Origin of the sequence: Paenibacillus sp. P32E, from assembly GCF_001909085.1 — a bacterium.
In the GTDB taxonomy this organism is placed as follows: domain Bacteria; phylum Bacillota; class Bacilli; order Paenibacillales; family Paenibacillaceae; genus Paenibacillus_AQ; species Paenibacillus_AQ helianthi.
This window is the reverse complement of record NZ_LVYY01000057.1, coordinates 44,822-58,750: the sequence shown is the minus strand read 5'-3', so window position 1 is coordinate 58,750 and position 13,929 is coordinate 44,822. Positions and strand designations below refer to the sequence as shown.

Below are 13,929 nucleotides of genomic sequence, written 5' to 3'. Positions count from 1 at the left end.
ACGCTTGCCGTCCCTGCGGGACACGCTTAACTGCAGCGGCACCTGGATACGGGGTAAAGATTAAGATCAAAAGATTAAGATCAAAAGACGAAGTACAAGACCCCTTGATCATCTGATGTTGCACTATGTCTGATCTCTAAAAAGATAAGATCAAAACCCAAAACCTCCTTGATCATCTGATGTTGTACTATGTCAGATCTCTAAAAAGATAAGGTCAAAACCCAAGACCCCTTGATCTTCTGATACTGTACTATGTCAGATCTCTAAAAAGATAAGATCAAAACCCAAGACCCCTTGATCTTCTGATGTTGTACTATGTCAGATCTCTAAAAAGATAAGATCAAAACCCAAGACCCCTTGATCTTCTGATGTTGTACTATGTCAGATCTCTAAAAAGATAAGATCAAAACCCAAAACCTCCTTGATCATCTGATGTTGCACTATGTCTGATCTCTAAAAAGATAAGATCAAAACCCGACACCCCTTGATCATCTGATGTTGCACTATGTCTGATCTCTATAGTTCTATCATAAGCGGGTTGCTTTCTGTTTTCCTGCGTTTCACCGAACAAAACAAAGAGGCATGTGACATTGTTGTCACATGCCCGAAATACTCAAAAAGTCATTTTTGCGTGGAAACGTTAATGTAAAGGTAGTGCCTTCCCCGGGTTGGGATGCTGCCTGAATATCGATCAGCAGCGGCTCCGCCGCTTGTTTCGTCAAATAGAGGCCCATGCCTGTCGCGGCACCTTCCTGGCGGCCGGTAGTGGAAGTGAAGCCTTTATCATAAATGCGCGGCAAGTCTTTGGGGTCAATCCCTCTTCCGTGATCCTGGATGGTCAACACGACATGCTCCCCGGTGTCCTTGCTCTGAATGAGGATATCGGAGTACTCGCTGTATTTCACAGCATTTGTCAGCAGTTGTCTAAGCATAAAGCCAAGCCATTTGCCGTCAGTGAGCACTTCTTCTACAGTAAGTTCAACGTCAAACCCAACTCCTTTGGGAATACACCATGATTTTAGCGCCCGGATCTCTTGATTGAGGATCGGTTCAAGCCGGGTCTTCTCGATATACAGATCATTATGCATGAACGGAATCCGTTTCTGATGAAGCTGCTGGTCAAGTAAATGATGGATTCTCAGCCATTCGTACATTATTTGCCGCTTTAGTGTTTCGTCCGGCAGCCGTTCAATCATGAGCTGCATGGCTGTAAGCGGGGTTTTGACCTCATGAATCCAAGACAGCAGATCGTCTTTCTCCTGCTCCAGCAGATGGAAATTCGCTGAAGATTCCAGCCTATAGCGTTCGGTTTGGGCAGTCACCGCTTCCTCGACCATCCTCTCGAACGGACTGTCCGCTCCCTTGAAGGTACTCAGATCATAGACCTCATCCCAAGCCCCGATCCGGTGATAGAAGCGGGTTTCCTTATGATATCTGAGAAACACAAAAGCAGTACATACCATAACATTCAGTCCGACAATGTACAGCACGGGCATGAAGGGAATGGAAGAATCTACATAAGCCACGAACAAAAAAATGATCTGCAGCCCGCCAAGCAGAAGGAGCCAGCTGAGTTTCTCCTTTATGTATTTCTTGATCATAGTGCCGCCTCTTCGGTCGCCATATAGCCTTGCCCCACCTTGGTTTCAATATAAGCGTCCAGACCCAGAGGCTCCAGCTTCTTACGCAACCGGTTCACATTCACAGTCAACGTATTGTCACTCACAAAATGCTCGTTGTCCCACAGGTTTTTTATGAGCTCCTCTCGCTCTACAATCCGGTCTTTGCACTCTATCAGGATTTTGAGGATTAGCATTTCATTCTTCGTCAGCAGTGCGGAGTCTTGGCCTCTTGTTACAGTATTCTTCACGTATTCAATCGTTGCTCCACGCCACGTCTTCAGCTCGATTCGTTCGGTGTTATAGTTATATACCCGACGAAGGGTGGCCTGGATTTTGGCGATAAGCACATCGAAATGGAACGGCTTCTGTATAAAGTCATCTGCTCCGAACTGCATGGACATGACCATATCACTCGGGTGGTCACGGGAGGACAGAAAAATAATCGGCACATTGGAATGGGCCCTTAATATCCGGCACCAATGAAACCCGTCAAACTGCGGCAGCTGGATATCAATAATGACTAGTTCCGGCTGGACCAGTGTAAACTCCTGAACGACTTTTCCGAAATCGGAAATGCCGTACACCTCATAAGACCACTGAGATAACCGCTCCTTGATCTCACCGAATAGGGTGATATCGTCTTCAATAAGCATAATTTTGAACAATAGAGACACCTCGTTTCAAATCTGTGCAGCTCAGTGATAGAATCCAGGGTTATTTTAACATAGAACCTGTGAATTGGGTTACGTTCTCCATTCTACAGCATACTTCAGCCCTTGTTTTTATCGAATAATAGTCACATATTATGTAAAATCAGGTTATCCCTCTAGTTGATTTTGAACGCTTCCATGTAATAGAATGAACTAATTATATAGAAAAGGATGCGCATACGAAATGCGGTTGAAGGAAACTCGTACTCTCAGCAAAAGATCTATCATTTTCTTCTCTCTGATCATGCTTGCTAAAAGCTATTTTGCCTGGTATTACTTATTCGAAGACGGGCCAACCTGGACCACCTTGTTTAAAGAACTTCCTTTTGTGCTGCTGATCTTCTGCTTAATTGAATGGTTCGCCACCAAACGGAAGATCGCCATCTACATGCTTGTGAATTTGTTGATTACGGTATTGTTCTTCTCTCTGATTATCTATCATAATCATTTCGGGATTATTGCCACCTCTCAGGTATTCGGTCAGGCCAAACAGGTTGGAGCCGTTAAGAAAAGTATTTTTTCGGTCATCCACCCGCAGTACATGCTGATTTTCCTGGATATCATTATCATTAGCCTGGTTATGTTCAGCCGGAAAAAAGCAGTAGCCTGGAAGACAGCCATGTCGCGCCAGAGCAACCGCAAAGCGGTCGCCGCCTTGTTCTGTATTTCCTTCGCGATCTGCATGATGAATATTTTCCCGAACCAGGCCAGCATGAATGAAAACGTCCAGGCCGAACAAATGGGCATTCTCAATTATGAAGCCTACGCTCTGCTTGCCGAGCATAAGGAAGAACAGATTGAGCTGTCCAAAATCACACAATCCGCCATTGATGAAACAAAGGGCATTCAAGCACCAGCCCATCCGGTCATGTTCGGTGCCGCCAAAGGAAAGAACCTGATCATCCTTCAAATGGAGTCCTTTCAGAATTTCCTGATTAATTTGTCCATAGATGGACAAGAAATTACACCAAATATGAATAAGCTGGCTGCCGGGAACTTTTACTTCCCCCGCTTTTACCAGCAAGTCGGACAAGGAAATACATCCGATGCCGAATTTATTGTGAACACTTCCTTTTATGTTCCACCGGATGGACCGGCTACCGACATTTATGCTCCTAAGGAGCTTCCAAGCTTGCCTAAGCTGCTGCAGGCGCAAGGTTACGATACGGCGACTTTTCATACCAATGCAGTTGACTTTTGGAACCGCGGGGAGCTCTACAAAGCAGTAGGATTTGACCGCTACTATGACAAAGCGTTCTTCGGGGAAGATGACACTGTCTTCTACGGGGCTTCTGATGAAGTTCTGTACAAGAAGACATCCGATGAACTGGCGAGAATGGATCAACGCAGCCAGCCTTTCTATTCACAAGTGATCTCCATGTCTTCTCATAATCCTTTTTCCATTCCGGAGAGCAAATACAAGATGACCCTACCGGAACGATTCGAAGGAACATTAGTTGGAGACTATATCCGTGCCCAGAATTATGCGGACTACGCGCTTGGCCAGTTTATTGATGAGCTCCAAGCAAATGGAGTTTGGGATAACAGCTTAATCGTGTTGTACGGCGATCATCGGGGACTCCCTATTTTCTCACTGAAGGAAGCGGATAAAGCCTTGCTCGCGGAAATCCTGCATCATGAGTATACAGAACGCGATCTGATTAATATTCCGCTCATTATCGCATCCAAGGGATTGACTACACCCAGCGTGAAGGAACAATTAGGCGGGCAGGTGGATATTTTGCCGACGGTATCCAATTTATTAGGGGTATCCCTTAGCAACCATATCCATTTCGGACAGGATATTTTGAATCAATCCACCTATAATCTGCTTCCGCAGCGTTATTATTTACCTACAGGGTCATTTGTTAATAATGAAGAGCTCTTCTTATCCGGCAGCGGGTTTGAGGACGGACAGCACTATACCTTATCCGGTAATGGCAATCAACCGCAAAAAGCTACAGAAGATGAATTCAATCGTGCACTGGAGCTGCTGCACCTGTCAGACAGCTATGTCACACAATTGCCTGATCGGGAAGTTGTGGATGAGGATCATTAAAAGCGAACCCCGCTTCGTGAACTCGAGGCGGGGTTCATTTTTGTGCAATCCATCACATTTCTGGGTGTATGCAGAAAATAAAGTATTAGATTGGATGACTTTACTCCACGCGTCTATTCGAATTGTCATACCGTCAAACTCCCGAAAATAAGTTTTAGACTGAGCCTAGGAAATAAAACAGCGACAGCCAAGGACGCCCATTTGAAATAGTTATGAATCCCTAAAACAAAGCTATTGAACAGCAGTGCATTCGTGCGGTTGGGGAAGCTCTAAGTTTCTTGATACGCACCTTGGCTTCCTCTTTGATCTTCCGCTTGTTTTTGGCTTTAATGCCGGTATGCGCCACTCGTTTGTTGCCCTTTTTAGTCGCACGGATGGTGAAACCGAGGAATTCAGATTCCCGTTTGCGCAGATTCACAATCTGCGATTTCTCCGGGGAGATGTCCAGTTTCAGGCGTTCCTTCAGGTACGGTTTAACGGCTTGATACCACTTGTGTGCAGTTCTCCAGTCTCGGCAGAGAACTTTGAAGTCGTCCGCGTAGCGGACGATGTACCCCTCTTTCAGAGTAGATCGCTTTTTCGCGTACAGTTCTCCTGATCTCGTCTTGTATGACTCGTTCATGGGGAACAGTTCCCACTGCCCGGCAATCCATTGATCCAGATCGTTTAAGACAATATTGGATAGAAGAGGAGAGAGGATTCCACCTTGTGGAACTCCTTTGAAAGGTACACCTTCTCCATCAGTTTCTGCCTTTAGCATCTTCGAGATGCATGCTAATGTTCGCCTGTCCTGAATGCCAAGGTTCCATAGCTGCTTGATCAGCAATCCGTGATTTACATTGTCAAAGAAGCCTTGAATATCGATGTCGACAACATAGTGGAGTTGCGAATGATTCACTAGAAATTGCACTCTAGCCATAACATGGTGAGTTGACCGCAACGGTCTAAAACCATAGCTGTGGTTATAAAAGTGAGCTTCCGCGATTGGCTCAAGCACCTGCTTAAAGCACTGCTGAATGATACGGTCCAAAATACACGGAATTCCGAGAGGTCTCCATTTGCCGTTATCCTTTTCAATGCGCTTCCGTCTGACTTTGTTGGGGCGGTAGTTCTTTAGCTTGTATTGGATATCAAGGACTAGTTCGTCTTCGGACAGCTTTTGGATATCCGTAATGGTTTTCCCATCGGTTCCAGGTGTCCGCGATCCTTTATTCGATTTCATCATTGGATAGGCGAGGAGGATGTTTTCTCTGGATGTGATGATGTCGTAGAGTTGCGGGAAAACTTCCTTTTTCGAGTCATGCCGTAGTAATCCCAGTATCGAAGAGCTTGCACTGTGGCATCCCTCCTTGTAGAGGTGATGTTCCCACGTTCCTACCCGATCGGTGCAATTCACGTTGGAGAATGATCGTTCTTTCCATTAGACTTGGGGCTGTTCCTCCACTCCCATTACAGAAGATTCATCAGTCGTGCCCCTGCCCTCACAAGGCTTAATGCATTTCGGCACGTGCCTTATTGCAACCGTCTTGGGTACAGCCCTTGTTGCGACGCGCCTTGCTTTCCAAGTCCCTTACAACCTAGCTTTCTTTTTTCTCTTTTTTTTGTTCTGGACTTAGGTGCTTCCTCTGGGCCTGTGAGCAGGATGCCTCCTTAGTTTGGCATAGCGTATTTCATAGAGAAAATTTTTACTTTACGCCACTCACCCCATCGTAGGATGGTACATAAGTTTCCTTATGCTCTAACTTTAGACCTGTACATTCGGAAGTTCGTCAGTTCTTTTCGATGAACATTCTCACCATATCCAGCTTTTCAGCCACGCGGCATATCCGTCAGCATACCTTTTCTATTCGAATGGCTCTAGCCTTTGTTCTGCCGAATCTACCTGTACTTCAAACTCCATAACCTGTTAGTCATGACGCATGCAGGAGTATTGGCGGGATGGTTTCGGGATACATGGTTCCTTCATTCCCATCCTCGGTTGTAAAGTTAGGATTCTATGAATCCCCTGTTTTTCGCACTATGTGGTGCTTATACAGAACTTGTCATACTTTCCCGTTCAATAAGCACCCCTTTTTTTATTACACAATATCTTCGTGCTGCGCAACATCTTTCGGAACCATTTCTGTAAAAAAAGTATAGGACTGGTGCGCGCTCATTAATCTAACAGATAGTATAGTTGAGTCATGCAAAAGGAATATTCATCTGTTTCGCGAATTCTTTAATATCAAGTGGTTATTTGTGAGTCTGATCCTAAAATTTTTCTAAAGGAGATAAGAGTTATGCTGTTTTCAGATGTATGTCTAATTACAGAGGATGTCACAACTTTAACTAGGTTCTATGAAGTCGTTTTACATGAAAAAGCCGTAGGAGATCATATCCATTCGGTAATTCATACGAAAGGTCCTGGATTGGCGATATATTCGAAACAAGCTGCAGAATCAGATATGAAATTTGATTTTTCAAGATATTGGGGATCAGGCAATATTACACTAAGTTTTAATGTTGATGATATTGACATTGAATATGAACGATTGAAGGAATTTGATGTTGAATTTGTAACTGTGCCTACAACCTATCCTTGGGGAGCAAGGTCAGTACATTTTCGAGACCCTGACGGTAACATCATATGTTTTAGAAGTAAATCAAAATGAAGTTAAGTCCACATGTGGTTTTTATACTGGAGCCCTCAAAACCAGCTCTTTTGGAATTCGCTAGTGAGCAGTTTGCGTCTACTGCCAAGTATCTTCGTACTGCGCAACAATCACTATGACTCTCGATGAAAAAGATTCATCAAGCTCCCGAGCAGTAAATTTTGACTATAAGAGTACTTTCCCAATCTCGAAGAAGAAATTGATGTAATATTATTTATATAAAAAGGAAAAGGATGGGATATATATTAAAATTAGGTCAGAACAATTAAATGATTATGGTGAAGTATTTAAATTGAATTATTTGGCTTTTGGAAATAGGGATGATGAATCAAAATTAATTGAAAGTATTAGATTATCTGATGGTTTTATCCCTGAATTATCCCTTGTTGCGGAAGAAAATGACCAAATAGTTGGTCATGCTTTATTTAGCAAAGCTGAAATTGTTGATCAAGAACATTGTCATGAGGTCATAGTTCTTGGCCCTATTGCAGTATTGCCAAGCAATCAAAAAACAGGGATTGGTGGTAAACTAATTCAAGAAGGCTTAAAAAGATGTGAAGCATTAGGTTATGAATTTGTGTTCTTAATAGGACATCCGAGTTATTATCCGAAGTTTGGATTTAAGCCGGCGAGAAACTTTGAATTTGAACTAAAGCAATTTGACGTACCAGATGACGTTTTTATGGTCTTTGAATTAACAGAAGGAAAGATAAAAACAACAATTAAGGGTGAGTTGAAGTATCCGAAGTCTTTTTTTTAATTGAAGTATTATTCCTACTATCGTTCCGCTAACAGGACACGCTAGTTCAAAAACGCAGCGGCAGTCTATGGCTTTATTTTTTCGTTCAGAGCTGCCGCGATAGGTTAAGATTCTCACCGTACATTCCCTCCCTTACTGCACAGTTTACGTCAAATGCGACATAAAACCTCCACTTATCTTGTTCAACTAAACTGCCCGTTAGAGCTTAATAACTTTCTTCAAAAACTATAGTGAAAAGCCTAAGCAATGATATTGGTGAATCTGCTTAAATCCCAGTCGTCGTACTAATTTATTAGAGGCTTCATTGCTCAGAGAACAATCCCAATAGCAGGTATAGCCATTCTGGACGATATCGTTAACCACTAAACTTGCCAGATTAGTTCCCACCCCTCTTTGATGGCGCTGAGGAAGTGTTTCAATTCCAACCGCATGCTTTTCCTTTGTAACAAAGCTGGAGTAACAAACACCAATCACTTCAGAATTCTCGATTGCGGCATAACCATAACCTTTTTCAAAAAAGTCCTCTTCTGTTTCCCAGAACTGATTTATATGATCATATACAAATTTCTTATTTTCGTATTCATGCATCTTCCATTCCTGCGATCGCAAATTTACCGCCCGGAAATTACCAGAATTGTTCATAATGTGTGCTTCAAAACCTTTTGATTCGTATACGATTTGATCCCAGGGCTGTTGCAGTTCTCTTGAAGCAAATAACGATTTCAGGTTCCATTTATTGTGATTGCCGGAAACTTCGAAATAATTCATACCCAGTTCCCTCATTCTAGGTGCAATAATTGTAGTAACAAATTCATCAAGCTTGCTGAAAAAAGCCTCATTGGTTTCATCCCCAATAAGGTAATGTCCTTTCATACCTTTACTCCAAACTAATGCAGTTCTTGGTGCGTCTGTCCGATCAGAAAATACCCAACCAGGATTATTATTTTCTAGAATGGATTGTACCTCGGGGTGAGGATGGCCGTTATTGAGAAGGGGAATAGCTTTATAAAATTGACCTCGTGACAATTCAAACATAACACGTACCGCCTTTACATTCAGTAGTCTTATTTATTTTAGGCCCTGGAGTATTTTACCATGTTTATCGGTGCGAATGATGTAACCAAACTATACTGCTGCCCGTTAGTTGAAAATAAAGGCAGCCGATCGCGTTTACTGACCGGCTGCCTTATCGTGTTTAAGCTATCGTTTCCCTTTAGTGCAACAGGAATTGCTTGATTATTGGCAAATCGGGTGGGCTTATTTCAAAAGGAATTTCCTTAAAATCAAAAAAGCGTAATTCTATCACTTCTTCTCTATCCTTTTCTAAAGTGCCGATATAATCATTACATAAATAAGCAGTCACAACATTATACACTTCGTCACCATGAGGATATTTGTAATAAAACTCGTCGCCTGAAAACACATCAAACAATGTTAATGAATTAGCGATTAAACCTGTCTCCTCAAATAGTTCTCTCTTAGCTACCTCTAGGAGGCTCTCTCCTAACTCTAATGAGCCACCAGGTAACCCCCATAAACCATTGTCGGTTCTGCGTTGTAATAATAAGCGATTATTATCGTCTGTTAATAAAACACATGCACCAGCCATTATTATGGGGTGTGTACCTATAAGCCGTCTTAATTCCATAATATAACCCAAGATGATTGCTCCTTTTGAAGGGATAGTATTCGTATTATTATTCGTAGAAGAATGTATAAGTTCCTGCTTAATCCTAACCAAAGCTTATTGTGTTATCCTGCCCATTAGCTTAATGAAGCATTGTCAGTCTAATACTTAATTTTCTCAGTTTACAACTTTATTTGCCCAGTCTAACACTTTATTTTCCTTTGACACTGGGCACTTAATAAGATCAGCTGAATAGTATATCCCAACTAGACCCAATCAAAGGATAAGTGAGGAATGCCTTATGGAACATTGGATTAGAGTAGAACCGAATGTGAATGTATATGTCAATGATATCAATCCGCTGGGCAGAAAAACGATTGTGTTCATCCATGGCTGGCCTGCAAACCATAAAATGTTCGAATATCAATACAATTCTCTGGTGCCCCTGGGGTATCGTTGTATCGGGATAGACATGCGCGGATTCGGCAATTCGGATAAACCGCTGGACGGATACAACTACAACCGGTTAGCGGATGATATCCGGTGTGTGATCGGAGCTTTGGGGCTCCGCGATATTACATTAGCCGGGCACTCCACCGGAGGAGCAGTAACGATCCGATATATGGCCCGGCACAACGGATATGGTGTTTCCAAGCTTGCGCTGTTTGCGTCGGCAGCCCCCAGTCTAATTCAGCGGCCGGGTTTCCCCTATGGCACCACCAAAGAAGCGATTGAGCAGATCATTCAGGCAACTTACCAGGATCGGCCCAAGATGCTCCGTGACTTCGGAGAACAATTTTTCTACCAAAAGGTTTCTGAGCCATTCTCGGATTGGTTTTTCCAATTAGGGTTGCAAGCAGCAAACTGGTCCACGATAGCTGTCTCCAGAGCCTGGCTCGCTGAAGAATTATTTGTTGATCTTCCAAAAGTGCACGTACCCACATTGATTCTTCATGGCATTCATGATCAAGTATGTCTGTACCCGCTGGCTGTGGCGCAGCATCAAGGGATACGAAATTCGGTGCTTGTGCCCTTTGAGAACAGCGGCCACGGACTTTTTTATGACGAACGTGAGAGATTCAACCGGGAGCTATCCAGATTTGCCTAGCAGATTACAGCTGGACTGTCGGACTGATCACAATCTCCTTTACTCAGGTATCCTCAGCGAAACACTACTTTATTATACTTCCACGTCTTCCCGTAATTCTGGCTAGTCAAATAGACCGTACCCACTACATTACCTGCTCCATCCTTACTGAGTTGTATAGGGAACTGTCCTGTTGCCCCATCGAATACCGGAGAGAGCGGCGTCAAGCTATAGTCTGCAAAACCATCGGGCAGCTTGATATGAAGCTTAGTCCAGCTCTTCCCTCCGTCCTGCGTCCAGCATATGGCCGGTTGGAAATCCGTTTCATATCTGAACCCTAAAAACCCGATCTTGTCGTTGGCAAAGCCTGCTCCGGTTAATACTCTTGCGTATACTGTATTGGCATTCCCCTTCACTTCAATCCAAGATTTCCCGCCATCTTTTGTCTTGTAGATATAATGATTTTCACTGCCCATACCGTTGAATCTGCTGAGCACTATCCAGCCTTCATTTTTGGAAATGAATCCGATGTTTTTGGTCGTGCCGATGAGCTCTTTGGTCACTGGGTAGGTATTCCATGTTTTCCCCTGATTATTGGAGATAAGCACCTCAACCGGAGTTCCTCTAGAGCCTCCATAAGTAATAGCTGTTTTGTCTATGGAGATAAAAAAACCCGTTTCATGTTCGGACATTCCCGAGTCTTCTCGATAGCCCGGGATTAGGGTCAATGGGGATTTGACCTTCGATTTGCCGTTGCTGTACGAAATGATCACTTGACCATCCTTGTCGAGCGAATACGAATGACCGGCATTATAGGCAATGACCTGCTCCCCTGCCGAATCGCGTGTATATACCGTCCCCGGTTTGAGCGCTACACTGCTGCCCTCGCTGATTCCGGAGACAAACATTGCCGATAACGATATCAATAGCAACGCTCCAAACCAAGGGATTTTCCTCAACCAGAATCCTCTCCGCATTTCCAATCCTCCTCCTATATTCCTGTATATTTCTTACAATAAACGATTGTCCTGCTTTAAAAGTGGCATAAAGTTATCATTCTCGATACTATTTTGTAAAACATTCCTGTTCGCCTAAAGAATCCAATCGGTATGCACAGTACTGCAGTATTTTGCTTTTGGCGGAAACTCCTATTAGTCTAGTAGTCAAGGTACAGAGACATCTCCGCGCAGAGAGGACTATATGAATGGACAAAAAAATGCTGGATGCCCTAAAGAAACTCTACCATCATACGAATTCTGAATATGACGTAGAACGTGGTGTTAGCTTGTATCGAACGGATACCCTGGAGCCTGCTGCGCGCAAGCAGCTGGAACGGTGCGGGTGGAAGGCCAATGATACGCATGAAATTACACATCATGATATCAACCGGATGCTGATTGCTCTCCAATCGGACGGGCGTGCCAGCTGGTCCCGTATCGCGGGAGCTTTTATTGCGGGGGTTGGCGGAAGTTTCCCCAGGGGCGTTTCTTCTCTCATGAGTTATCAGCGGATGATCCATATACAGGAGCATGATTACGAACAAGCCGAACGCTTTGTGTGCTGCAAATACTGCGGTTTCCATCGCGATCAATGGGAGAACCTGTCCCGGATCAGGTATGCTATTCATTTAGGTAGCACCTACGGCAGCACCACTGGGGCATATACGGATCTTACCGAATTATATGAATTATTGGAGCGTGGGTATGGGGTCCCGAAGAGCGAAGATATTCAACTTTTCACACAGCTCCTAAATATGCTTGAAGCAGCGGCAGATGAAGAAACACCCGGCCAATTTGAGAAACGTCTGACTTCGTCCAAGCTGCTCAAAGGAACCGCAGGCACACGCAGGGGCATTCTGCAATCGCTAGCCATGTTAGGTGTACTCCCGAACGCCATCCTACCACTATCCCCAGGGTTTTGGACGAATATTGAAGAGATCCTGAACGGTGAATATGAATTAAACAATACCAAACACCGCTCCGATATGGAGATGCCTTGGGCTGGCTGGCAAGGTAAGCTTGGCGTGAACAGAGATATTCTGGTTCAGCTGTTTGGAGAGTATATTTAGATGCAATTCGCATCTTTTGATTCCTAAAGACAGATTTGATTTCCGTTAACCTTGTCCGGGCTTATGTATTCCGTTTATAATCACTGAGACTGGCGGGAATATGTCCCGCTCCAAGTATTATGCTGAAGATAAGCAGATAGCCGGAGTGCAGAATCACTGAAGCAGACAGGAAATAGAGGACTGGACTTAAGGCCAGAGGCACAGGAACACCCATGAGCGGTGTGAACAGCAATCTGTACGCTCTTCCATCCCTGAAATATCTTCTCCATCCAAAATAGTACATACCCAGTGAGAGCAGCATCACTACCAGAGCCAGGACCTCATAAACGTTCTGTAAATGAAGGGAATAGAAAAGTGGAACGGTGATCACACCCATTCGCCCAATGAATTCTGCTCCAGTCAAAAGAAAATTCCTCGCCGTCTCGCCAGGCATGTTCTGAGGCTCAAATTTGAAAAATAGCAAATTAGGCAGCAATATCATCAGCGGTATTATTAGGCTTACAGGATGAAACATGATGATCCCCCTAACCAAGATTCAAGCATTCCACCTTGAAATCCTTATAGTAATCAATCCACAGGAATGTTAAAGAATTCACCGTTCTCCCAAACCAGTTCCCCTTCCTTAACTAGAGTCATATTCTCAATATCTGTCTTGGAAGGGTATGTACGTAATACATCTAAACTGGTTTTGCTCGTACCCATGTCTTTAATACGGTAAACTCCAATCTGCTTATCTTCAGTTTTCAGGATCAGATCATACTGGCGGAAATCCGTTTGTGCCGGTTTGCTTGAAATGATATGCTCGGTGGAATTCTGCAGGTCCAGCCACGCAATAACCGAGCGGTGAAGACCTGAGCCAAAAGAATATGCATAGACTATATCCACTGTGCCGTCTTTATTGACATCATATGGGACAGCGCTTGTTACCCCAAATCCGCCGAACCCCATACCGATCTGCACAGCACTCCCATCAGACACGGCAAAGGTATCCCAGCTCGAAGTCGCTTCAATATTTTTAAAAAGCTGATGCCCTGTTTGTTCCCAAATGTCAGAGGGGGTGATGTCGATCAGGTGTGAGGCCATTTCACTGGAAGCTGATAAGTTCTTATTGGCCAGAATCAATGCACCCACTTGCTCAGAAGTTAACTATGGGGGAGCTCTTCCGATACTTTGCCAGATGGGTCACCTGAATCACAAGAGGTTGCAATACAAGAAACTACAAAACACAATGCCATAATCTGCACTTCTATGGGCAATCTCATTCTCATGCTGGTATCACCTCCAATACATTGATTTTCCTTATTATAACATATCATCTTCATTAATCGTTGGTGCTAATAACTCG

12 protein-coding genes and 1 pseudogene are annotated in these 13,929 nt (G+C 43.8%); 5 read left to right on the top strand and 8 right to left on the bottom strand.

Going from position 1 to position 13,929, the window contains the following annotated elements; translation table 11 throughout:
* Positions 1–596 precede the first annotated feature (596 nt).
* Together A3848_RS26450 and A3848_RS26445 are read right to left on the bottom strand one after the other, a co-directional pair.
* The gene (locus A3848_RS26450) at positions 597–1,601 is read right to left on the bottom strand and encodes a sensor histidine kinase (RefSeq protein ID WP_074087929.1); all 1,005 of its coding nucleotides are present in this window, start codon (positions 1,599–1,601) and stop codon (positions 597–599) included.
* Positions 1,598–2,287, bottom strand: coding sequence for a response regulator transcription factor (locus A3848_RS26445; RefSeq protein WP_074087928.1), 690 nt, complete (start codon positions 2,285–2,287; stop codon positions 1,598–1,600). Before A3848_RS26445 ends, A3848_RS26450 begins: the two co-directional genes overlap by 4 nt.
* Before the next feature lie 289 nt (positions 2,288–2,576).
* Between A3848_RS26445 and A3848_RS26440 the strand changes: the two genes are divergently transcribed.
* Positions 2,577–4,391 carry an LTA synthase family protein gene (locus A3848_RS26440; RefSeq protein WP_256702559.1) on the top strand — a complete coding sequence of 605 codons (1,815 nt, stop codon included), beginning with the start codon at positions 2,577–2,579 and terminating at the stop codon, positions 4,389–4,391.
* Positions 4,392–4,540: 149 nt separating this feature from the next.
* On the opposite strand, the pseudogene ltrA reads toward A3848_RS26440, so the two are convergent.
* Positions 4,541–5,726, bottom strand: a pseudogene (ltrA, locus tag A3848_RS26435) (group II intron reverse transcriptase/maturase); the annotation flags it as partial.
* 944 nt (positions 5,727–6,670) lie between these two features.
* Here ltrA and A3848_RS26430 point away from each other — a divergent pair.
* Positions 6,671–7,042 carry a VOC family protein gene (locus A3848_RS26430; RefSeq protein WP_074087924.1) on the top strand — a complete coding sequence of 124 codons (372 nt, stop codon included), beginning with the start codon at positions 6,671–6,673 and terminating at the stop codon, positions 7,040–7,042.
* A gap of 238 nt (positions 7,043–7,280) precedes the next feature.
* Positions 7,281–7,802 carry a GNAT family N-acetyltransferase gene (locus A3848_RS26425; RefSeq protein WP_256702566.1) on the top strand — a complete coding sequence of 174 codons (522 nt, stop codon included), beginning with the start codon at positions 7,281–7,283 and terminating at the stop codon, positions 7,800–7,802.
* 225 nt (positions 7,803–8,027) lie between these two features.
* On the opposite strand, the gene A3848_RS26420 is transcribed toward A3848_RS26425, so the two are convergent.
* Together A3848_RS26420 and A3848_RS26415 are read right to left on the bottom strand one after the other, a co-directional pair.
* Positions 8,028–8,837 (bottom strand): GNAT family N-acetyltransferase, encoded by an 810-nt coding sequence (locus A3848_RS26420; RefSeq protein WP_074087921.1) that lies wholly within the window; start codon positions 8,835–8,837, stop codon positions 8,028–8,030.
* A 178-nt stretch (positions 8,838–9,015) separates the two neighbouring features.
* Positions 9,016–9,462: an NUDIX hydrolase gene (locus tag A3848_RS26415; protein WP_074087919.1), complete on the bottom strand. Its 447-nt coding sequence runs from the start codon at positions 9,460–9,462 to the stop codon at positions 9,016–9,018.
* A gap of 268 nt (positions 9,463–9,730) precedes the next feature.
* Between A3848_RS26415 and A3848_RS26410 the strand changes: the two genes are divergently transcribed.
* Positions 9,731–10,537: an alpha/beta fold hydrolase gene (locus A3848_RS26410; protein WP_074087918.1), complete on the top strand. Its 807-nt coding sequence runs from the start codon at positions 9,731–9,733 to the stop codon at positions 10,535–10,537.
* Positions 10,538–10,590: 53 nt separating this feature from the next.
* Here the strand turns inward: A3848_RS26410 and A3848_RS26405 are convergent, their stop codons facing one another.
* Complete coding sequence (locus A3848_RS26405) at positions 10,591–11,493, bottom strand: WD40/YVTN/BNR-like repeat-containing protein (RefSeq protein ID WP_074087916.1); 903 nt, start codon at positions 11,491–11,493, stop codon at positions 10,591–10,593.
* Positions 11,494–11,720: 227 nt separating this feature from the next.
* On the opposite strand from A3848_RS26405, the gene A3848_RS26400 reads away from it, so the two are divergent.
* A complete protein-coding gene (locus A3848_RS26400; protein WP_074087915.1) occupies positions 11,721–12,584 on the top strand; it encodes a hypothetical protein in 864 nt (287 codons plus the stop codon).
* Positions 12,585–12,645: 61 nt separating this feature from the next.
* Here the strand turns inward: A3848_RS26400 and A3848_RS26395 are convergent, their stop codons facing one another.
* Positions 12,646–13,098 (bottom strand): hypothetical protein, encoded by a 453-nt coding sequence (locus A3848_RS26395; protein WP_074087913.1) that lies wholly within the window; start codon positions 13,096–13,098, stop codon positions 12,646–12,648.
* A 53-nt stretch (positions 13,099–13,151) separates the two neighbouring features.
* Positions 13,152–13,715, bottom strand: a complete 564-nt coding sequence (locus A3848_RS26390; protein ID WP_178382085.1) for a hypothetical protein — start codon at positions 13,713–13,715, stop codon at positions 13,152–13,154.
* Between the last annotated feature and the right edge of the window lie 214 nt (positions 13,716–13,929).

Excerpts from the sequence above, each read along its gene's own strand:
- A3848_RS26405 (WP_074087916.1), bottom strand. The coding sequence starts at position 11,493 with ATGCGGAGAGGATTCTGGTTGAGGAAAATCCCTTGGTTTGGAGCGTTG.
- A3848_RS26450 (WP_074087929.1), bottom strand. The coding sequence starts at position 1,601 with ATGATCAAGAAATACATAAAGGAGAAACTCAGCTGGCTCCTTCTGCTT.
- A3848_RS26430 (WP_074087924.1), top strand. The coding sequence starts at position 6,671 with ATGCTGTTTTCAGATGTATGTCTAATTACAGAGGATGTCACAACTTTA.
- A3848_RS26420 (WP_074087921.1), bottom strand. The coding sequence starts at position 8,837 with ATGTTTGAATTGTCACGAGGTCAATTTTATAAAGCTATTCCCCTTCTC.
- A3848_RS26400 (WP_074087915.1), top strand. The coding sequence starts at position 11,721 with ATGGACAAAAAAATGCTGGATGCCCTAAAGAAACTCTACCATCATACG.
- A3848_RS26440 (WP_256702559.1), top strand. The coding sequence starts at position 2,577 with ATGCTTGCTAAAAGCTATTTTGCCTGGTATTACTTATTCGAAGACGGG.
- A3848_RS26395 (WP_074087913.1), bottom strand. The coding sequence starts at position 13,098 with ATGTTTCATCCTGTAAGCCTAATAATACCGCTGATGATATTGCTGCCT.
- A3848_RS26410 (WP_074087918.1), top strand. The coding sequence starts at position 9,731 with ATGGAACATTGGATTAGAGTAGAACCGAATGTGAATGTATATGTCAAT.